The sequence below is a fragment of the Caballeronia jiangsuensis genome (assembly GCF_046030135.1).
GTDB classification, from domain to species: domain Bacteria; phylum Pseudomonadota; class Gammaproteobacteria; order Burkholderiales; family Burkholderiaceae; genus Caballeronia; species Caballeronia jiangsuensis.
Map to the genome: position 1 here is coordinate 45,352 of NZ_JAQQDB010000044.1, position 20,354 is coordinate 65,705.

At 63.1% G+C, this 20,354-nt stretch carries 13 protein-coding genes and 1 pseudogene; 4 read left to right on the forward strand and 10 right to left on the reverse strand.

Going from position 1 to position 20,354, the window contains the following annotated elements; genetic code table 11:
- Positions 1 to 52 precede the first annotated feature (52 nt).
- The 4 genes from lpdA to typA all read right to left on the reverse strand — a co-directional run bounded on the left by lpdA (position 53) and on the right by typA (position 7,959).
- Complete coding sequence (gene lpdA / locus PQR08_RS32175; protein ID WP_238214299.1) at positions 53 to 1,483, reverse strand: dihydrolipoyl dehydrogenase; 1,431 nt, start codon at positions 1,481 to 1,483, stop codon at positions 53 to 55.
- A gap of 90 nt (positions 1,484 to 1,573) precedes the next feature.
- Positions 1,574 to 2,872 carry a 2-oxoglutarate dehydrogenase complex dihydrolipoyllysine-residue succinyltransferase gene (odhB, locus tag PQR08_RS32180; protein ID WP_187604565.1) on the reverse strand — a complete coding sequence of 433 codons (1,299 nt, stop codon included), beginning with the start codon at positions 2,870 to 2,872 and terminating at the stop codon, positions 1,574 to 1,576.
- An 83-nt stretch (positions 2,873 to 2,955) separates the two neighbouring features.
- Positions 2,956 to 5,814, reverse strand: coding sequence for a 2-oxoglutarate dehydrogenase E1 component (locus PQR08_RS32185; RefSeq protein ID WP_238214297.1), 2,859 nt, complete (start codon positions 5,812 to 5,814; stop codon positions 2,956 to 2,958).
- Between the two features lie 318 nt (positions 5,815 to 6,132).
- The gene (gene typA / locus PQR08_RS32190) at positions 6,133 to 7,959 is read right to left on the reverse strand and encodes a translational GTPase TypA (protein WP_035501110.1); all 1,827 of its coding nucleotides are present in this window, start codon (positions 7,957 to 7,959) and stop codon (positions 6,133 to 6,135) included.
- 312 nt (positions 7,960 to 8,271) lie between these two features.
- Here typA and PQR08_RS32195 point away from each other — a divergent pair, with 312 nt between their 5' ends.
- The 4 genes from PQR08_RS32195 to PQR08_RS32210 all read left to right on the forward strand — a co-directional run bounded on the left by PQR08_RS32195 (position 8,272) and on the right by PQR08_RS32210 (position 13,265).
- Positions 8,272 to 8,787: a MarR family winged helix-turn-helix transcriptional regulator gene (locus PQR08_RS32195; protein WP_187604563.1), complete on the forward strand. Its 516-nt coding sequence runs from the start codon at positions 8,272 to 8,274 to the stop codon at positions 8,785 to 8,787.
- Positions 8,788 to 8,862: 75 nt separating this feature from the next.
- Positions 8,863 to 10,389 (forward strand): efflux transporter outer membrane subunit, encoded by a 1,527-nt coding sequence (locus PQR08_RS32200; protein ID WP_250483718.1) that lies wholly within the window; start codon positions 8,863 to 8,865, stop codon positions 10,387 to 10,389.
- A 52-nt stretch (positions 10,390 to 10,441) separates the two neighbouring features.
- Entirely contained in the window at positions 10,442 to 11,692 is a 1,251-nt protein-coding gene (locus PQR08_RS32205; RefSeq protein ID WP_238293001.1) for an HlyD family secretion protein, read from the forward strand.
- 13 nt (positions 11,693 to 11,705) lie between these two features.
- Positions 11,706 to 13,265 carry a DHA2 family efflux MFS transporter permease subunit gene (locus tag PQR08_RS32210; protein ID WP_238292997.1) on the forward strand — a complete coding sequence of 520 codons (1,560 nt, stop codon included), beginning with the start codon at positions 11,706 to 11,708 and terminating at the stop codon, positions 13,263 to 13,265.
- Positions 13,266 to 13,323: 58 nt separating this feature from the next.
- On the opposite strand, the gene truB is transcribed toward PQR08_RS32210, so the two are convergent.
- The 6 genes and pseudogenes from truB to PQR08_RS32240 form a co-directional block, all read right to left on the reverse strand.
- Positions 13,324 to 14,262 (reverse strand): tRNA pseudouridine(55) synthase TruB, encoded by a 939-nt coding sequence (gene truB, locus PQR08_RS32215; protein ID WP_250483719.1) that lies wholly within the window; start codon positions 14,260 to 14,262, stop codon positions 13,324 to 13,326.
- Between the two features lie 3 nt (positions 14,263 to 14,265).
- Positions 14,266 to 14,652, reverse strand: a complete 387-nt coding sequence (rbfA, locus tag PQR08_RS32220) for a 30S ribosome-binding factor RbfA (RefSeq protein WP_035501116.1) — start codon at positions 14,650 to 14,652, stop codon at positions 14,266 to 14,268.
- A 95-nt stretch (positions 14,653 to 14,747) separates the two neighbouring features.
- Positions 14,748 to 17,732: a translation initiation factor IF-2 gene (gene infB / locus PQR08_RS32225; RefSeq protein WP_250483720.1), complete on the reverse strand. Its 2,985-nt coding sequence runs from the start codon at positions 17,730 to 17,732 to the stop codon at positions 14,748 to 14,750.
- A gap of 93 nt (positions 17,733 to 17,825) precedes the next feature.
- Positions 17,826 to 19,301, reverse strand: a complete 1,476-nt coding sequence (nusA, locus tag PQR08_RS32230; protein ID WP_035501118.1) for a transcription termination factor NusA — start codon at positions 19,299 to 19,301, stop codon at positions 17,826 to 17,828.
- The gene (gene rimP / locus PQR08_RS32235; RefSeq protein ID WP_250483721.1) at positions 19,298 to 19,756 is read right to left on the reverse strand and encodes a ribosome maturation factor RimP; all 459 of its coding nucleotides are present in this window, start codon (positions 19,754 to 19,756) and stop codon (positions 19,298 to 19,300) included. Before rimP ends, nusA begins: the two co-directional genes overlap by 4 nt.
- Before the next feature lie 375 nt (positions 19,757 to 20,131).
- A pseudogene (locus PQR08_RS32240) lies at positions 20,132 to 20,354 on the reverse strand (23S rRNA pseudouridylate synthase B); the annotation flags it as partial.

Consider the following 20,354-nt stretch of genomic DNA (forward strand, 5'->3'; position numbering starts at 1 on the left):
TTGATCCGCTCGCCTTCGTGTGCGATGCCTGACTGCCCGAAGCCGAGCTCGATTACATGTTCAACGCGCGCTTGTCGACGGCCAGCGCCGCTTCACGCATCACTTCCGACAGCGACGGATGCGGATGGCAAATGCGGCCGATATCTTCCGACGCCGCCTTGAACTCCATCGCGACAACGGCTTCCGCGATCAGATCCGATGCGTCCGCCGCGATCACGTGCACGCCGAGGATCTCGTCGGTCTTCGCGTCGGCGATCATCTTGACGAAGCCTTCAGCCTTGCCGATGCCGAGCGCGCGGCCGTTGGCCATCATCGGGAACTGGCCGGTCTTGATCTCGCGGCCTTCGGCCTTGAGCTGCTGTTCCGTCTTGCCGACCCACGCGATTTCCGGTTCCGTGTAGATGACCCACGGCACGCAGTTGTAGTCGATATGCGGCTTCTGACCATCGATGATCTCCGCCACCGCCACGCCTTCGTCTTCCGCCTTGTGCGCGAGCATCGGGCCGCGCACCACGTCGCCGATTGCGTACACGTTCGGCACGCTCGTCGCGCAATGGTCGTCGACGTCGATGAAACCGCGCTCGTTCGCCTTCAGGCCGATCGCTTCCAGGCCGAGGTTATCGGTGTTCGGCACGCGGCCGATCGACACGATCAGGCGATCCGCTTCCAGCGTCTGCGCGTTGCCCGCGTTGTCCGTGTAAGCGATCGAAACGCCATTGTCCGACGTCTTCACTTCGCCGATCTTCACGCCGAGGTGAATATCGAGACCCTGCTTCTTGAACTGTTTCGCGGCTTCCTTCGCGAGCGATTCGTCCGCCGCGCCGAGGAACTGCGGCAGCGCTTCGAGCACGGTCACGTCCGCGCCGAGACGCCGCCACACCGAGCCGAGTTCCAGACCGATAACGCCCGCGCCGATCACGGCGAGCTTCTTCGGCACGGCGTCGAACGACAGCGCGCCTTCGTTGTCCGCGACGATCTTGTTATCGACCGGAATGTTCGGCAGATGACGCGCCTTCGAGCCCGTCGCGATGATCACGTTCTTCGCCGTGACGACTTCCGTCTCGCCTTCGCCCGACACTTCGATCTGCACGCCGGCAGCATTCTTGCCGGTGAACTTGCCATGACCCTTGAGCCACGTGATCTTGTTCTTGCGGAACAGGAACTCGATGCCCTTCGTCATCTTCTCGACGATGCCGTCCTTGCGCGCCAGCATCTTCGACACGTCGAGCTTCACGTCCGACACGCTGATGCCGTGATCGGCCAGATGCTTCGACGCATTTTCGAATTCTTCCGACGACGCGAGCAGCGCCTTCGACGGAATGCAGCCCACATTCAGGCACGTGCCGCCGAGCTTCAACGCGCCCGCCGGATTCTTCCATTTCTCTATACACGCAACCGTCTTGCCGAGCTGCGCTGCGCGAATCGCCGCGATATAGCCGCCGGGGCCCGCGCCGATCACGACGACATCAAATTCCTTGGACATGACTTTCCTTTGGTCTGGCTCCGCTCATGCAGAGCAGCCTCGTGCGATGCGCGCGAGCCTATCGCGCGCATCGAGGCGAATTGCTTTTTCTTACAGGTCCAGCAGCAGACGGGCCGGATCTTCCAGCGCGTCCTTCATCGCGACCAGCGACAGCACGGCTTCGCGGCCGTCGATGATGCGGTGGTCGTACGACAGCGCGAGGTAGTTCATCGGGCGGATCACGATCTGGCCGTTTTCCACCACGGCGCGTTCCTTCGTCGCGTGCACGCCGAGAATCGCGGACTGCGGCGGGTTGATGATCGGCGTCGACAGCATGGAACCGAACACGCCGCCATTCGAGATGGAGAACGTGCCGCCGGTCATGTCCTCGATCGACAGCTTGCCGTCCTTCGCCTTCTGGCCGAATTCGGCGATCTTCTTCTCGATGTCGGCGAGGCTCATTTGATCCGCGTTGCGCAGGATCGGCACCACCAGACCGCGCGGCGAACCGACCGCGATACCGATGTCGAAATAGCCGTGATAGACGATGTCGTTACCGTCGATCGACGCGTTCACGAGCGGGAACTTCTTCAGCGCATGCACGGCGGCCTTCACGAAGAACGACATGAAGCCGAGCTTCACGCCATGTTCCTTCTCGAAGCGATCCTTGTACTTGTTGCGCAGATCCATGACCGGCGCCATGTTGACTTCGTTGAACGTCGTCAGAATGGCGTTGGTTTGCTGCGATTCGAGCAGACGCTCGGCGATACGCGCACGCAGACGCGACATCGGCACGCGTTGTTCCGGACGGTCCTTGAGCCATTGATCGGCCGATGCCGGCGCCGACACTTGCGGCAGCGCGGGCTTGGCGGCGCGCGCGGGGGCGGCGGCCGGAGCCGGAGCAGCGGCCTTGGCAGGCGCCGGAGCCGATGCCGAAGCGGCGAGCGCGTCGCCCTTCGTGATGCGGCCGTCGCGGCCCGAGCCGGAAACCTGATCCGCCGAAACGCCCTTCTCGGCCAGAATCTTCGTCGCGGCAGGCGAAGCAGCGCCGCCCGCCGACGCTTGCGCAGCAGCCGGGGCAGCGGCGGCGGTCGTTTCCGCGACCGGCGCGGGTTTCACTTCGGCGTCGCCGGCAGCGGCGACGGCGGCAGGCGCTTCGCCCGCTTTCGCTTCGGTGTCGATCTTCGCGATGAGTTCATCGGCGGTGACGATATCGCCGTCGTGCTTGATCACTTGCGCCAGAACGCCCGCGGACGGCGCAGGCACTTCCAGCACGACCTTGTCGGTCTCGATTTCGATGAGGATTTCGTCCTGGGCGACAGCCTCACCCGGCTTCTTCTTCCATTGCAGCATGGTCGCTTCCGAGACCGACTCGGAAAGCTGGGGAACCTTGACTTCTACGATAGCCATTTCTGTATTGTCCTAATGCGTGTCTGTGTGTTCGAGCGTCGGGACCGGGCTGCGGCGTGCGCGCCCGGTCTCTCGAGCGTTGCTTACTTCGCGATGATCTGCGCGCCCTTCAGGCGGCCGAACGCGCCTTCCACGAGCGCCTTCTGCTGCTCGTAGTGCTTCGCGTAGTAGCCGACTGCCGGCGACGCCGAAGCCGGACGGCCGCTGTAGGCCAGCTTCATGCCGTCGCGCATGCCTTCGCGCAGATGGTGCTCGACGTAGAACCAGGCGCCCTGGTTCTGCGGCTCGTCCTGCACCCAGACCACTTCCGTCGCGTTCTCGTACTTCTTGATTTCCGCGTCGAACTGCTTGTGCGCGAACGGATACAGCTGCTCGATACGCACGATGGCGACATCGTTGCTCTTCGCTTCGCGGCGATGCGCGACGAGGTCGTAGTACACGCGGCCCGAACACACGACCACGCGCTTGACCTTCTTCGGCTCGATGCCTTGTTCGACTTCACCGATGACCGGCTGGAACGAGCCCTTCGACAGTTCCGTCAGATCCGACACGGCTTCCTTGTGACGCAGCAGCGACTTCGGCGTGAAGATGATGAGCGGCTTGCGGAACAGGCGGATCATCTGACGGCGCAGCAGGTGGAAGACCTGCGCCGGCGTCGTCGGCTGGACCACCTGCATGTTGTGGTCCGCGCACAGTTGCAGGAAGCGTTCGATACGCGCCGACGAGTGCTCCGGACCCTGACCTTCGTAGCCGTGCGGGAGCATCATCGTGAGACCCGAAACGCGGCCCCACTTCACTTCGCCCGACGAGATGAACTGGTCGATCACGACCTGCGCGCCGTTCACGAAGTCGCCGAACTGCGCTTCCCACGCGACGAACGTGTTCGGTTCGGCCGTCGAATAACCGTACTCGAAGCCGAGCACCGCTTCTTCGGACAGCACGGAGTCGATCACCGTGAACTTGGCCTGGCCTTCCGCGATGTTCTGCAGCGGAATGTAGGTGCCGTCGTTCCAGCGCTCGCGGTTCTGATCGTGCAGCACCGCGTGACGATGCGTGAACGTGCCGCGACCGGAGTCCTGGCCCGTCAGACGCACGGCGTAGCCCGATGCGACCAGCGACGCGAACGCGAGATGCTCGCCCATGCCCCAGTCGAGCTTGGCTTCGCCGAGACCCATCGCGCGGCGGTCGTTGATCACGCGCTCGACGAGCGGGTGAACCTTGAAGTTCTCGGGAATCGTCGTGATGCGCTCGGCGAGACGCTTCAGTTCGGCGAGCGGAACCGCCGTGTCAGCCGCGTCGGTCCACTTGCGGTTCAGGAACGGCACCCAGTCGACCGCGTACTTGCTCTTGTAGTTCGAGAGCACGGGATCGATCGTGTGATGGCCTTCGTCCATCGCCTGACGATATTCCTTGATGAACCGGTCGGCGTCGTCGGCCGTGATCACGCCTTGCTGCACGAGCTTTTCCGCGTAGACGGCGCGCGTGCCCGGATGCTTGGCGATGGTCTTATACATCAGCGGCTGCGTGACCGCCGGCGTGTCCTGCTCGTTGTGGCCCAGCTTGCGGAAGCAGATGATGTCGACGACCACGTCCTTGTGGAACTTCATGCGGAAGTCGATTGCGAGCTGCGTGGCGAGCACGACGGCTTCGGGATCGTCACCGTTCACGTGCAGCACCGGCGCCTCGATCATCTTGACGACGTCCGAGCAGTACAGCGTCGAGCGCGCATCGCGCGGGTCTGACGTGGTGAAGCCGATCTGGTTGTTGATGACGATGTGAAGCGTGCCGTGCGTGCCGTAGCCGCGCGTCTGCGCGAGGTTCAGCGTTTCCATCACGACGCCCTGGCCCGCGAAGGCCGCGTCGCCGTGCACTTGCACCGGCAGCACTTGCAGACCTTCTTCGTCGCCGCGGCGATCCATACGCGCCTTGGCCGAACCTTCGACCACCGGATTCACGATTTCCAGGTGCGACGGGTTGAACGCGAGCGACAGGTGAACCGGGCCGCCTTCGGTGGCGACATCCGACGAGAAGCCCTTGTGATACTTCACGTCGCCGGCCGGCAGGTCATCGACGTGCTTGCCTTCGAATTCGGCGAACAGGTCCGCCGGCATCTTGCCGAGCGTATTGACCAGCACGTTCAGACGCCCACGGTGCGCCATGCCGATGACGATTTCCTGCACGCCGCTCTTGCCCGCGTGACGGACGACTTCGTCCATCGACGCGATGAAGCTCTCGCCGCCTTCCAGCGAGAAGCGCTTCTGGCCGACATACTTGGTGTGCAGGAAACGCTCGAGGCCTTCGGCGGCCGTCAGGCGGTTCAGGATGTGCTTTTTCTTTTCGTTCGTGAAGTTCGGCGTCGAGCGGATCGACTCGAGCTTCTCCTTCCACCAGCGCTTCTGCTCCGGATCGCTGATGTACATGAATTCGGCGCCGATCGTGCCGCAGTACGTGTCGCGCAGCGCCTTGACGATGTCGCGCAGCGATGCCTGCTCGAAACCGAAGTACAGGTTGTTCGCGTTGAACACCTGATCCATGTCGGCTTCGGTGAAGTCGTAAAAGCCGGGTTCGAGTTCGGGGATCGCGGGACGCTCGCGGCGCTTGAGCGGATCGAGGTTCGCCCATTGCGTGCCGAGGAAGCGGTACGCGCCGATCAGCGATTGGACGTAGACCTGCTTGCGCGCGGTGGTGAGGTCGCCTGTGCTTTCGCGCGGCAGGAAGGCGTTCGCCTTTGCGCGCTGAGCAAACGACTCGACGATGGGGCCGTGGGCCACGTCGTTATGAGCCGTGCCGTCCGATGCGGGCACGTTCTGCAACGCATCGAAGTAGGCTCGCCAGGTCTCGGGCACTGACGCGGGATTATCGAGATATTGCTCGTACAACTCTTCGACGTACGGAGCATTACCGCCGAACAGATAAGAGTTCGACTGGAATTGCTTCATCATTTTACGCTCACCTTTCTTCGAGTTTCTCGAGGAAGTGCGGGTTAAGAAACCTTCCGCGCCACGGCCTGACCGTTTAGCGGATTGCGCGAATCAAGTCTGCTTGGAAGGACCTAAAAAGCGACAGCTAATCGAAGAAGCATAGCACAGAACGAATAGTCATATGACGGATCGCCGCATGTGCCTGCCGTCGTCATCCTTTACGCAACAAGCATGTGCGGGCTTTTATGAGATACGCAAGGGTCTCTTGCATGCCGACGAAAAAAGCAAAAGCCGCCCGAAGGCGGCTTTTGTTCTGCCGATGCGACCGACGCCTGAAACTTACTCGGCGTTCGCTTCACGGCTCGCGCGACGGCGCTCGTGCTCCTTCAGATGACGCTTGCGCAGACGGATCGACTGCGGCGTCACTTCGACGAGCTCGTCATCGTCGATGAACTCGACCGCGTATTCCAGCGAAAGCTGGATCGGCGGCACGAGGCGCACGGCTTCGTCGGTGCCCGACGCGCGCACGTTGGTCAGCTGCTTGCCCTTGATCGGGTTCACGACGAGGTCGTTGTCGCGGCTGTGAATGCCGATGATCATGCCTTCATAGAGCGCATCGCCCGGCGACACGAACATGCGGCCGCGATCCTGCAGCTTCCACAGTGCATAGGCGACGGCGGCGCCGTCGTCCTGCGAGATCAGCACGCCGTTACGACGCTCGCCGACCGAGCCTTCCTTCACCGGCGCGTACGAATCGAACGTGTGGCTCATCAGACCCGTGCCGCGCGTGAGCGTCAGGAACTCGCTCTGGAAGCCGATCAGACCGCGCGCCGAAATCTTGTACTCGAGACGCGTGCGGCCGCGGCCGTCGGAGGTCATGTCGAGCATTTCGCCCTTGCGGCGGCCGAGTTCTTCCATCACGCCGCCCTGATGCTGGTCTTCGATATCGACCGTCAGGTTTTCATACGGCTCGCACTTCACGCCGTCGATTTCCTGCAGCACGACGCGCGGACGCGACACCGCGAGTTCGTAGCCTTCACGGCGCATGTTCTCGACGAGAATCGTCAGATGCAGTTCACCGCGGCCCGACACTTCGAACGTGGTTTCGTCGCCGGTGTCTTTCACGCGCAGCGCCACGTTGTGGTTCAGTTCCTTCGTGAGACGGTCGCGAATCTGGCGGCTCGTCACGAACTTGCCTTCCTTGCCCGCGAGCGGCGACGAATTCACGAGGAAGTTCATCGTGAGCGTCGGTTCGTCGACGGTGATCATCGGCAGCGCTTCGGGATTGTCCGGCGAGCAGATCGTCACGCCGATGCCGATTTCCTCGATGCCGTTGATCAGCACGATATCGCCGGCCTGCGCTTCTTCGACCTGCACGCGCTCGAGACCGTGGAACGACAGCACCTGATTGATCTTGCGATTGATGATCGCGCCGTCCGGCCCCGAACGCACCGCCACCTGCATGCCGGGGCGAATGCGGCCACGCGCGACACGGCCCACGCCGATACGTCCGACGTACGAGTTGTAGTCGAGCGACGTGATTTGCAGTTGCAGCGGGCCGTCCGGATCGGCCGGACGAACCGGCACGTGTTCGAGAATGGCTTCGAAGAGCGGACGCATCGTGCCTTCGCGCACTTCGGGCGAGAGGCCCGCGTAGCCGTTCAGACCCGACGCATAAACGATCGGGAAGTCGAGCTGCTCTTCGGTCGCGCCGAGCTTGTCGAAGAGATCGAAAGTCTGGTTGATCACCCAGTCGATACGCGCGCCCGGACGGTCCACCTTGTTGATGACGACGATCGGCTTCAGACCCAGCGCGAGCGCCTTCTTCGTGACGAAGCGCGTCTGCGGCATCGGGCCTTCGACGGCGTCGACGAGCAGCAGCACGGAATCGACCATCGACAGCACGCGCTCCACTTCACCGCCGAAGTCGGCGTGGCCCGGCGTATCGACGATATTGATGTGCGTGCCTTCGTATTCGACGGCGCAGTTCTTCGCAAGAATCGTGATGCCACGTTCCTTTTCGATGTCGTTCGAGTCCATGACGCGCTCGGCGACCTGCTGGTTTTCCCGGAACGTGCCCGACTGGCGGAGCAACTGGTCGACGAGCGTGGTCTTGCCGTGGTCGACGTGGGCAATGATGGCGATATTGCGGAGGGCGCGAGTCATATAGAGATGTCTTGGTTGTGCGCCGTCGGAGCGAGTCTCTTCAGCGAGACTTCATGGCTCGGCAAACCCCCCTTGAAACCGTCATGCAAGCATGACTATGCGGGCCCGGCGCGGTGAGAACCGTAAATTATAGCACGCATGGATGTCGTTCCCTTGCAATAGGACTCAACCCGTAAGTCTTGGGTCTCGACCCTGCGCGTCGCAGCCGCGCAGGGTCGATTGTTAAGCGGTTTCAGAAAAGAGTCTTGCAGCGACTGAAACGCTTGCCTATAATCCTGCCTAGTCAACTATTGCAATCGCACAATTATTTCCATGAGCGACGCTCCGAAATCTGCGGCCATCGGCGACTATGTGTTCGCCGAGAGCGTCGGCTACCTGATAGGCCGGGTGCGCTCGACCATGTGGAACATGGTCACGCAACACACGACATCCGAACTCGGCATCACGAGCACACAGGCAAGCATCCTCTTCATGCTGGCAGTCGGCAAGTGCCTGACGGCCGCGGACATCGCTCGCGAATACGGGATCGACGCGAGCGCCGTGACGCGCCTCATCGACCGGCTGGAAAAGCGCGGCCTGCTCTCGCGCGTACGCAGCGAGGAAGACCGGCGCGTCGTGCGCCTCGCGCTGACGGACGAAGGCCAGGCAACGGCCGAGAAGATTCCCGCCATCTTTACGCGCGTGCTGGATAACCTGCTCGCGGGCTTCACGCCCGAAGAAGTGGGCTTCCTGAAAAGTATGCTGCGGCGGATTCTGGCAAATTCCTGCGATCCTTCCGTCGCGTCGCTGCTTCATGCCAACGATAAGCCTGGTACGTCATTGCGATGACAAGCAAATTTGTCATCGCGAGCCTACAAAATGATTGCAACGTCCATCTTTAATTCTCTTCTCAAGAGACGAGATATGAACCACCTTTCCTTGTCCGCGCTGCCCGGCGAGCGTCGCGTGAAGAGCGCCGTGGCTGCCGCGATGGCTGCGCTCGCGCTCGCGGGTTGCGCGAACTACGCGGGCATTTCGAGCGACAAGCAGATTGCCTCGCCTGAAAACTTCGATGCCACGCAGAGCCTGCCGGGACAAGGCGGCCAGTGGCCGGCGCTCGACTGGGCGAAGCAGTTTGGCGATCCGCAGTTGCCGCAACTGATCGACGAGGCGCTCGCGGACAATCCGACCATCGCGCAGGCGCAGTCGCGCATTGCGAAGGCGTCGGCGTATATCGAGACGTCGCGCTCGGCGCTCTATCCGAAGGTCAACGGATCGTATTCGTGGACGCGCGAGCTGTATTCGGCCAACGCGCTCTTCCCGCCTCCCTACGGCGGCACCTGGTACAGCGAGAACAACGTGCTCGCGAGCGCGTCGTGGGAACTCGATCTGTGGGGCAAGAACCGCTCGCGGCTGAACATGGCGGTGTCGCAGCAAAAAGCCGCCGAGGCGGACATGCAGCAGGCGCGCGTGACGCTGGCGACATCGGTCGCGCGCACGTATAACCAGCTTGCGCTGCTCTACGCATTGCGCGACGTCGCCCAGCGCGAGATCGCGAACCGCCAGGACGTCGGGCGCATCACGAACGGGCGCGTCGCGGCCGGGCTCGACACCAACGTCGAGCGACGCACCGCGGAAGGCAACGTCGCGACGAGCCAGACGAACTCGACCGAGCTCGACGGACAGATCGAAACCGTCCGCTATCAGCTCGCCGCGCTGCTCGGCAAGGGTCCGGACCGCGGCCTGCAGATCGCCAAGCCCGTGATCAATCCGGACGTCAACGTGGCGCTGCCCGACAACGTCCCCGCCGACCTCGTCGCGCGCCGCCCGGATATCGTCGCCGCGCGCTGGCAGGTCGAAGCCGCGACGCACAATATCAAGGAAGCGAAGGCCGAGTTCTTCCCGGACATCAACCTCGCGGCAGGCTTCGGTTTCGACGCTTTCGGCTGGGGCCGCTTCCTGCAGGCGAGCAGCCGCCAGATCCAGATCGGGCCGGCGATTCATCTGCCGATCTTCGATGCAGGCGCCCTGCGCGGCCAGTTGAAGGGCCGTTACGCCGACTTCGAGGGCGACGTCGCGAACTACAATCAGACGCTCATCAATGCGATGAACGACGTCGCGACCAATATTTCCGCGATCCGCTCGCTCGACAAGCAGATGGCCGACGCCCAGCGCGCACTCGCGGCGGCATCGAGCGCCTATCAGCTCGCGGTGATCCGCTACAAGGCCGGCCTGTCGCCGCAGTTGCAGGTGCTCAACGCCGACGAAAACCGCCTCGCCAACGAGCAGACCGTGACGAATCTGCGCCTGAAGCGCACCGATCTGCAAATCGCGCTGATCAAATCGCTCGGCGGTGGCTTCGACGCGACGAGCACGAATCTCGCGATCGGCGGTAACGGGCAGAATCCGGCGAGCACGCAAGCGGCAAATCAGGCCGCGCCGTCGAAGTAAGCCGCGCACAAGAACACGCATCAAGACCAATACGGATTATTCGGAGTCTTTCATGAGCGACCCTCAACAAACCGCCGCCGCGCCCGCGCCGAAGCAAAGCAACGGCAAACGCCGCCGGCTGATGACGCTGATCGTGCTCGTCATCATCATCGCCGCCGTCGCGTACGGGCTGTATTACTTCCTCGTCGCGCGCTTCCACGAAGCCACCGACGACGCCTATGTCAACGGCAACGTCGTGCAGATCACGCCGCAGGTCGTCGGCACGGTGATCTCGGTGAACGCGGACGACACGCAGACCGTGAAGGTCGGCGATCCGCTCGTCGCGCTCGATCCGGCCGACTCCAAGGTCGCGCTCGATCAGGCCGAGGCGAATCTCGCGCAGACCGTGCGTCAGGTACGCACGTTCTTCGTGAACAACAACCAGTACGAAGCGCAGATCGCGTTGCGCCGCTCGGATCTGTCGCGCGCGCAGGACGATCTGAAGCGCCGCATGCAGGTCGCGCAGACGGGCGCGGTGTCGCAGGAAGAAATCTCGCACGCCCGCGATGCGGTCCGTGGCGCGCAGGCCGCGCTCGACTCCGCCGAGCAGGAACTCGCGTCGAACCGTTCGCTCACGGCCAACACGACGATCGCCGATCATCCGAACGTGCTCGCCGCCGCCGCCAAGGTGCGCGACTCGTACATCAACTTCGCGCGCAACACGCTGCCGGCGCCGGTGACGGGCTATGTGGCGAAGCGCTCGGTGCAGGTCGGCCAGCGCGTCTCGCCGGGCAATCCGCTGATGGCGATCGTGCCGCTCAACGGCGTGTGGGTCGACGCGAACTTCAAGGAAGTGCAGTTGAAGCACATGCGCCTCGGGCAACCCGTGGAACTGACGGCCGACCTGTACGGTTCGAGCGTCGTGTATCACGGCAAGGTCATCGGCTTCTCGGCCGGCACGGGCTCGGCGTTCTCGCTGCTGCCCGCGCAGAACGCGACGGGTAACTGGATCAAGGTCGTCCAGCGTCTGCCGGTGCGTATCCAGCTCGATCCGAAGGAACTGGAACAGCATCCGCTGCGCATCGGCCTTTCGATGAACGTCGACGTGACGATCAAGAACGAGGAAGGCGGCCAGCTCGGCAACGCGCAGAACACGGTCTACCAGACCAACGTGTTCGACAACTACGGCGCGCAGGCCGATCAGGAAATCGCGCGCATCATCCAGCAGAACGCGGGCACGGGCGCGGGTTCGTCGGCGCAGAACACGCCGTCGTCGGCGCGCGGTAAGGCGACGAAGTCCGCATCCGCCGCCAAGCTGATGTAAGCGGATTCGCCTCATGTCTTCGCAAAACGTCGTTCACCCGCCGCTGTCGGGCGGAAAGCTCGTCATCGGGACGATTGCCGTATCGCTCGCCGTGTTCATGAACGTGCTCGACACGTCGATCGCGAACGTCTCGATTCCGTCGATCTCCGGCGACCTCGGCGTGTCGTCGGATCAGGGCACGTGGGTCATCACGTCGTTCGCGGTAGCGAATGCGATCTCGGTACCGCTCACCGGCTGGCTTACGCAGCGCATCGGCCAGGTGCGGCTGTTCCTCGGCTCGATCATCCTTTTCGTGCTCGCGTCGTGGCTCTGCGGCCTCGCGCCGACGCTGCCGTTCCTGCTCGCCGCGCGCGTGCTGCAAGGCGCCGTCGCTGGCCCGATGATCCCGCTGTCGCAGACGCTCCTGCTCGCGAGCTATCCGCGCGAAAAAGCGCCGATGGCGCTCTCGATGTGGTCGATGACCACGCTCATCGCGCCGGTCGCGGGCCCGGTGCTCGGCGGCTGGATCTCCGACAACATCTCGTGGCCGTGGATCTTCTACGTGAACATCCCGGTCGGTATCGCGGCGGCGCTCGCCACCTTCGCGATCTTCCGCGACCGCGATTCCGCGATCCGCAAGGCGCCGATCGACACCGTCGGGCTCGCGCTGCTCGTGATCTGGGTCGGCTCGCTGCAGGTCATGCTCGACAAGGGCAAGGATCTCGACTGGTTCAACTCGACGACGATCGTCGTGCTCGCGCTGATCGCGGTGATCTCGTTCGCGTTCTTCATCGTGTGGGAGCTGACGGCGGAGCATCCGGTCGTGGATCTGTCGCTGTTCGAATTGCGCAATTTCACGGGCGGGACGATCGCGCTGTCGATCGGCTACGGGCTCTATTTCGGCAATCTCGTGCTGCTGCCGCTGTGGCTGCAAACGGATATCGGCTACACCGCGACGAACGCCGGCCTCGTGATGGCGCCGGTCGGCCTGTTCGCGATCCTGCTTTCGCCGATCACCGGCAAGTTCCTGCCCCGAACCGATCCGCGCTATATCGCGACCGCCGCGTTTCTCGTGTTCGCGCTGTGCTTCTGGATGCGCTCGCGTTATACGACGGGCGTCGATACCTGGGCGCTCACGGTGCCGACGGTGATTCAGGGCATCGGCATGGCGGGCTTCTTCATTCCGCTCGTGTCGATCACGCTGTCGGGTTTGCCGGGGCATCGGATTCCGGCGGCGTCGGGCTTGTCGAACTTCGTGCGGATCATGTGCGGCGGCATCGGCACGTCGATTTTCTCGACCGCGTGGGAACATCGTTCGATCGTGCATCACGCGCAACTCGTCGAGCAGGCGAACTCGTATAACCCTGTCTTCGCAAACTCGATGCAGCAGATGGGCGCGCTCGGCTTCTCGAAGGATCAGACCTACGGCCTGTACAACAGCATGGCGACGCAGCAGGCCGCGCAGCTCGGCGTGAACGACATGTTCTATATCTCGGCGGGGATTTTCGTCGCGCTGATCGCGCTGATCTGGATCACGCGGCCCGAGCGTTCGGGCGGTGGGGATTCGGCAGCGGCGGCATCGGCGGCGCACTGACCGAATTGCCGCTCGTGGAATGAAGAGAGCCCGGTCGATCGCTCAACCGGGCTCTTTTTTATTGCGCCGTGACGATCAATCGTTCGGGCGCGAGCACACCTTCGCCCGCACGCGCCACGCCGAGCAGGCGACCGCCTTCTCGCGCATAGACACGCACGCGACCTTCTTCGAGGCGCGTTTGCACGACGTCCGCGAGCCGCAAGCGCTGGCCGTGAAGAAAGCGCTGGGTCGCTTCGTCGTTCAGTTCAACCGCGGGAAAGGTGGACAGAAGCGCGTCGACAGGCTGAAGCCGTGCATCGCGCTCCGCTTCGTTCATGCCAATGAGTTCGTCCAGCGTGACCGCGTGCTCCAGCGTCAACGCGCCGACGCCCGTGCGCCGCAGCGCCGTCAGATGCGCGCCGCAACCGAGCGCCTCGCCGATATCTTCCGCCAGCGTGCGCACGTATGTGCCCTTGCTGCACGTCACGCGAAACGTCACGAGCGGCAGCGAGCACGAGAGCAACTGCAACGCGTGAATCGTCACCTGACGGCCTTCGCGTTCCACCGTCTGACCTGCACGAGCGTATTCGTAGAGCGGCTTGCCGTCGCGTTTCAGCGCGGAGTACATCGGCGGAACCTGCGTGATTTCGCCGAGAAACTTCGTCATCGCTTCTGAAACCGCGGCCTGGTCGCACGTTACGTCACGCGTGTCGATGGCCTCGCCTTCGGCATCGCCGGTCGTCGTGCGGATGCCGAGACGCATGGTCGCTTCGTAAGTCTTGTCCGCTTCGAGCAGGTCTTGCGAGAACTTCGTCGCCTCGCCAAAACAAAGCGGCAGCAAACCCGTCGCGAGCGGATCGAGCGTGCCGGTGTGGCCCGCCTTCTTCGCGAGATAAATCCGCTTCGCCTTGATGAGCGCATCGTTGCTCGACAGCCCGAGCGGCTTGTCCAGCAGCAGCACGCCGTCCAGCGCGCGGCGCGCAATCTTCGGCCGCGCCTGTTTTTCCGTGCCACTCATGGCTTACTTGCCTTCCTGATCGTCGTCCGCGTCCTTCGCGCGCGAGGCGTTCGCTTCGTCGATCAGACGCGACATCTCGACGGCCTTCTCGATCGTCTGGTCGTAGTGGAAATGCAGCGTGGGCACCGTATGGATATGCAGGCGCTTGAACAGCATATTGTGCAGATGTCCCGCCGCGTGATTCAAACCTTGCTCGGTCTGTTTCGGATCGCCGGTGAGCGTCGTGAAATAGATCTTCGCGTGCGCGTAGTCGGGCGTGAGCTCGACGCTCTGAATCGTCACGAGACCCACGCGCGGGTCTTTGACCTCGCGCATGAGTTCCGAAAGATCGCGCTGGATCTGGTCCGCAATCTGCACGTTGCGGTTCGGGGATGTCCGTTTTTTTGCCATGATGTCGTTTCCGTGTTTCTTTTCTTGCCGCCCGATGCAAAAAGGGCGGAGCGAGCCGCCAGGCTCACCCCGCCCTTTTATCGGCGGCTAGCGCATTACAGTGTGCGAGCCACTTCCGTCACTTCGAAGACTTCGAACTGGTCGCCTTCCACGATGTCGCTGAAGTTCTTGATCGACATACCGCACTCGAAGCCCTGACGCACTTCCTTGACGTCGTCCTTGAATCGCTTGAGCGAATCGAGCTCGCCGGTGTGGATCACGACGTTGTTGCGGATCACGCGCACCGACGAGGAACGCTTGACGACGCCGTCCGTGACCATACAACCCGCGATCAGACCGACCTTCGGCACGCGAATGACCTGACGCACCTCGACCATGCCCGTTACCGTCTCGCGCTTCTCCGGCGCGAGCATGCCGGACATCGCTGCCTTCACCTCATCCACTGCGTCATAGATGATGTTGTAGTAGCGGATGTCGATGCCGTTCGACTCGGCCAGCTTGCGGGCTTGCGCATCCGCACGCGTGTTGAAGCCGATGATGACGGCCTTCGACGCCGTCGCCAGGTTGACGTCCGATTCGCTGATCGCGCCGACCGCGCTGTGCACGATCTGCACACGCACTTCGTTGGTCGAGAGCTTCTGCAGCGACTGAACCAGCGCTTCCTGCGAACCCTGCACGTCCGCCTTGACGATGAGCGGCAGGTTCTGCACTTCGCCTTCGCCCATCTGCTCGAGCATGTTCTCGAGCTTGGCGGCCTGCTGCTTCGCCAGCTTGACGTCGCGGAACTTGCCTTGACGGAACAGCGCGATTTCGCGCGCCTTGCGCTCGTCCGGCAGCACGATGACTTCCTCGCCCGCCGCCGGCACTTCCGACAGACCCTGGATTTCCACCGGGATCGACGGACCTGCCGTTTTCGTCGGCTTGCCGGTTTCGTCCAGCATTGCGCGCACGCGGCCGTAGGCGCTGCCCGCGAGAACCACGTCGCCGCGATTCAGCGTGCCCGACTGCACCAGAATGGTCGCGACCGGACCCTTGCCCTTGTCGAGCTTGGCTTCGATCACGAGGCCCTTCGCGGCTGCCTCGACCGGTGCGGTCAGTTCCAGCACTTCGGCTTGCAGCGACACGTTTTCCAGCAGATCGTCGATGCCGCGGCCGGTCTTCGCCGACACTTCGATGAACGGCGAATCGCCGCCGTACTCTTCCGGCACCACGCCTTCCGCGACGAGTTCCTGCTTCACGCGGTCGGGGTTGGCTTCCGGCTTGTCGATCTTGTTGATCGCGACGACGATCGGCACGCCGCCCGCCTTCGCGTGGGCGATCGCTTCCTTCGTCTGCGGCATCACGCCGTCATCCGCTGCAACCACCAGAATGACGATGTCGGTTGCCTTCGCACCGCGCGCACGCATGGCCGTGAAGGCCTCGTGACCCGGCGTGTCGAGGAAGGTGATGACGCCGCGCGGCGTTTCGACGTGATACGCGCCGATATGCTGCGTGATGCCGCCCGCTTCGCCCGCCGCCACTTTCGCGCGACGGATGTAGTCCAGGAGCGAGGTCTTGCCGTGGTCGACGTGACCCATGACGGTGACGACCGGCGGACGCGGCAGCTTCTCTGCCGTGTCTTCCGTGGCTTCGCCTTCGACGAGCAGCGCTTCCGGATCGTCCAGCTTTGCCGCGACCGCGCGATGGCCCAGTTCCTCGACGACGATCATCGCCGTTTCCTGGTCCAGCACCTGGTTGATCGTGACCATCTGGCCGAGCTTCATCATCACCTTGATGACTTCCGAAGCCTTCACCGACATCTTGTGCGCGAGGTCGGCCACCGAGATGGTTTCCGGCACATGCACTTCACGGATGATCGGCTCGGTCGGCGCCTGGAACGTGGTCTGATCCTGATGCTTGCCGCGACCCTTCGGACCGCCGCGCCAGCCGCGATCGACGCCGCCGCTCGAATCGCCACGGGTCTTCATGCCACGGCGCTTCGATGCGTCGTCCTGCTGCCAGCCGCCCTTGCCAGCCTTCTTCTTGTCGCCAGCGCCAGCCGGAGCCGTCGATGCAGGAGCGGTCGTGCCAGGCGCAGCCGGCTTCTTCGCCGCCGCGGGACGTGCCGCCTGCGCGCCTTCCGGTCGCGCGGGCTTGTGCAGCGTGCCCTTCGCTTCGGCGGCCTTCGCCGCTTCCACCGGCTTCGGTGCGGGCGCGGGTTCCGGCGCCTTCACCTGCGCCTTGCGCGGGGTGTTCATCATTTCGCGGATGGCACGCGCTTCGGCTTCCGCCGCCGCACGACGCTTCGCGATGGCTTCCTGCTCCAGACGCGCCTTGTCGGCCTTTGCCTTCGCGTCTTCTTCCGCCTTCTTCGCGGCTTCACGCTGAGCAGCACGTTCACTCGCGGCCTTCTCTTCCGCTGCCTTTTCGGCGGCTTCGCGCTGGGCGGTATCGTCCTGCTTCGGTTCCGGCTTGGCTTCCACCGCCGGCTGCGTACGCGCTTCCTGACGCGCGGACTGCGCCGCACGCGAGATTTCCGCCGCCTGAGCCGCAGCCGCCGCACGGCGCGCGGCTTCCTCTTCCTGCTTCTTGCGCTCGGCTTCCGCCGCTTCCTCGCGGGCGCGGCGCTCGGCTTCCTCGCGTTCGAGCTTCGCCTGTTGCTCCTTCAGCTCGCGCTCTTCGCGTTCGAGCTGCTCGGCGGCGTGACGCGCTTCTTCCTCGCGGCGCTGCAGTTCGGCCTCGTCGACTTCCGGCTCTTCGACGTGATTCGGCGCCGCCTCGGCCTGCTCGAGACCGGGTTCGTCGCGCTTCACGAAAACACGCTTCTTGCGCACCTCGACCTGAATGGTGCGAGCTTTACCCGTTGCGTCGGATTGTTTGATTTCCGACGTATGCCGGCGGGTCAAAGTGATCTTGCGCTTGTCGGCGTCGGCGGAACCGTGCGACTTGCGCAAATGATCGAGCAGACGCGCCTTGTCCGTTTCAGACAGGTCGTCATTCGCGCTCGCTTTCTGGACGCCAGCCGCCTGCAACTGCTCGAGCAGGACGCCCGCAGGCATTTTGAGTTCCGCGGCAAATTGGGCTACGTTGTTACTCGCCATTCATTCCTCTTGATGCAAGGACATATCCTTGCGGTTAGATCGGGGTCACGCGGCCAAACAGGCCGCCAAATATCAGTGCGCCATGGTCATTTCTCACTGGAACCAGTGTTCACGTGCTTTCATGATCAACGCCTTAGCGGCATCCTCTTCCATACCGGTCATTTCGACCAGTTCATCGACTGCCAGCTCCGCGAGGTCGTCGCGGGTCTGAATCTGGTGCTCCGCGAGCTTTGCAAGCAGCTCGTTGTCCATGCCGTCGAGACTCTTCAGCTCGAGCGCGACGCCTTCCACTTTCTCTTCGTTGGCGATCGCCATCGTGAGCAGCGCGTCGCGTGAGCGATTGCGCAGCTCGTGCACGGTGTCTTCGTCAAAGGCTTCGATTTCGAGCATTTCGTTGAGCGGCACGTAGGCGATTTCTTCGAGGCTCGTGAAGCCCTCGTCGATCAGGATGTCGGCGACTTCCTCGTCCACATCCAGACGCGCCATGAACAGGTCGCGCAACTTGCCACGCTCTTCGTTCTGCTTCAACGCCGACTCGTCCGGCGTCATGATATTGATTTGCCAGCCGGTGAGTTCGCTTGCGAGTCTCACGTTCTGGCCGGCGCGGCCGATGGCGACGGCGAGCTCGTTTTCGTCCACGACGACGTCCATCGAGTGCTTTTCTTCATCGACGACGATCGACTGAACGGCTGCCGGCGCGAGGGCGCCGATAACGAACTGCGCGGGATCTTCCGACCATAGCACGATGTCGACGTTCTCGCCACCGAGCTCGTTACGCACGGCCTGCACGCGCGAACCGCGGATGCCGACGCACGTGCCGATCGGGTCGATGCGCTTGTCGTAGGCGATCACCCCGATTTTCGCACGCACGCCGGGATCGCGCGCGGCTGCCTTGATTTCCAGCAGGCCCTGTTCGATTTCCGGCACTTCCAGTTCGAAGAGCTTCATCAGGAACTCGGGCGCGGTGCGCGAGAGCTCGATCTGCGGACCACGCGCGGTGCGGTCGACCTTCGCGATATACGCGCGCACGCGGTCGCCCACGCGCAGATTTTCCTTCGGAATAAGCTGGTCGCGGCGCAGCAGCGCTTCGACACGGCCCGACTCGACGATGAAATTGCCCTTGTCCAGGCGCTTCACCGAGCCGGTCATGATCTTTTCGCCGCGCTCGAGGAAGTCGTTCAGGATCTGCTCGCGCTCGGCGTCGCGCACCTTCTGCAGGATGACCTGCTTGGCGGCCTGCGCGCCGATGCGGCCAAATTCGATCGACGGAATCGGCTCCTCGATGAAGTCGTCCACCTCTGCGTCGGGCTTCTGTTCCTTCGCTTCGAACAGCAGGATTTCCTGATCCGGCTCTTGCAGGCCGGCCTCGTCCGGCACGACGCGCCAGCGGCGGAAGGTTTCATGCTCGCCGCTCTCACGGTCGATAGCGACGCGGATATCCACGTCTTCCTCGAAGAGCTTCTTCGTTGCGGAAGCAAGCGCAGCTTCCAGCGCTGCGTACACGACGTCCTTGTTGACGTTCTTTTCGCGTGCCAGCGCATCCGCCAGCATCAATACTTCGCGACTCATTGTTTGCGGCTCCTAAAATCAACCTTGGGGACGAGACGTGCCTTATCGAGGTCCGCGAGCGTGAAATCGAGCATCGCGGCGCCGTCCTTCCCTTCAAATTCCAATCCGATCGTTTCGCCGTCAGGGGCGTGCAAGATGCCACGGAACGATTTGCGCCCGTCCAGCGGCTTTTTCAACGTGATGGAGACTTCGCTCCCCGCGAAGCGCTCGAAATCCGCCAGTTTCTTGAGCGGGCGGTCGAGCCCCGGCGACGATACCTCGAGCCGGTCGTAATCGATGTTCTCGACTTCGAGCAAATATTGGAGCTGGCGCGTGACCTTCTCGCAGTCTTCGATGGCGATACCAGCCGGCTGGTCGATATATATACGCAGCATGCCGCCTCCCGAACGCTCGAGATCGACAAGCTCGTAGCCAAGGCCCGAGACCGTGGTTTCTATCAATTCCGTCAGTTGCACAGTAACTCCAAGGTGTTTCGCGCGCTCCACGCAAAAACACCTGCGAGCGAGCGCCTTCATGCGGGCGCGCACCCTGCTCCCGAGATGCCGAACCGAATAGCCAAAAAAAAATGGGCGCAACGCCCATCATCTTCAACCGAGGTCGCACCCGGGCAGCGAAAAAAACTACGTGCCCAGCGACTTCATGATTTTAGCCATTTTTCAGGATAAACGCAAACGTAACGCGCGCTTTCAGCCCTGTTGAGCCCAATTTCACGTCGATTCGTCTTCGTGATCCCGAAGAGTAAAAGCGCTTGTTTTCGCCATCGGAAACAGGTGCGGCCATCGCACCCGATTCCCAATGGCGTTTTTGCATTTCTTTGCGCTTTGCTGTGCTCAGCGGCCGCGCGAGCGATTGCGCGCGCCCCGGCCGGCGCCGCCGCCCGGCTTGCCCTGCGACGGGCCCTGCTGTGCGCCGCCCTGGCGATTGCCACGCGGCGCATTGCCGCCCGCAGCACGCTTGCCAGCGCCGCTGCCGCCCATGCCCGGCGCGCCGCCTTGCGGACGAGCGCCGCGCGGACCCGGCCGGCCGCCGCCACCGTTAGCCCGGTTGCCGTTC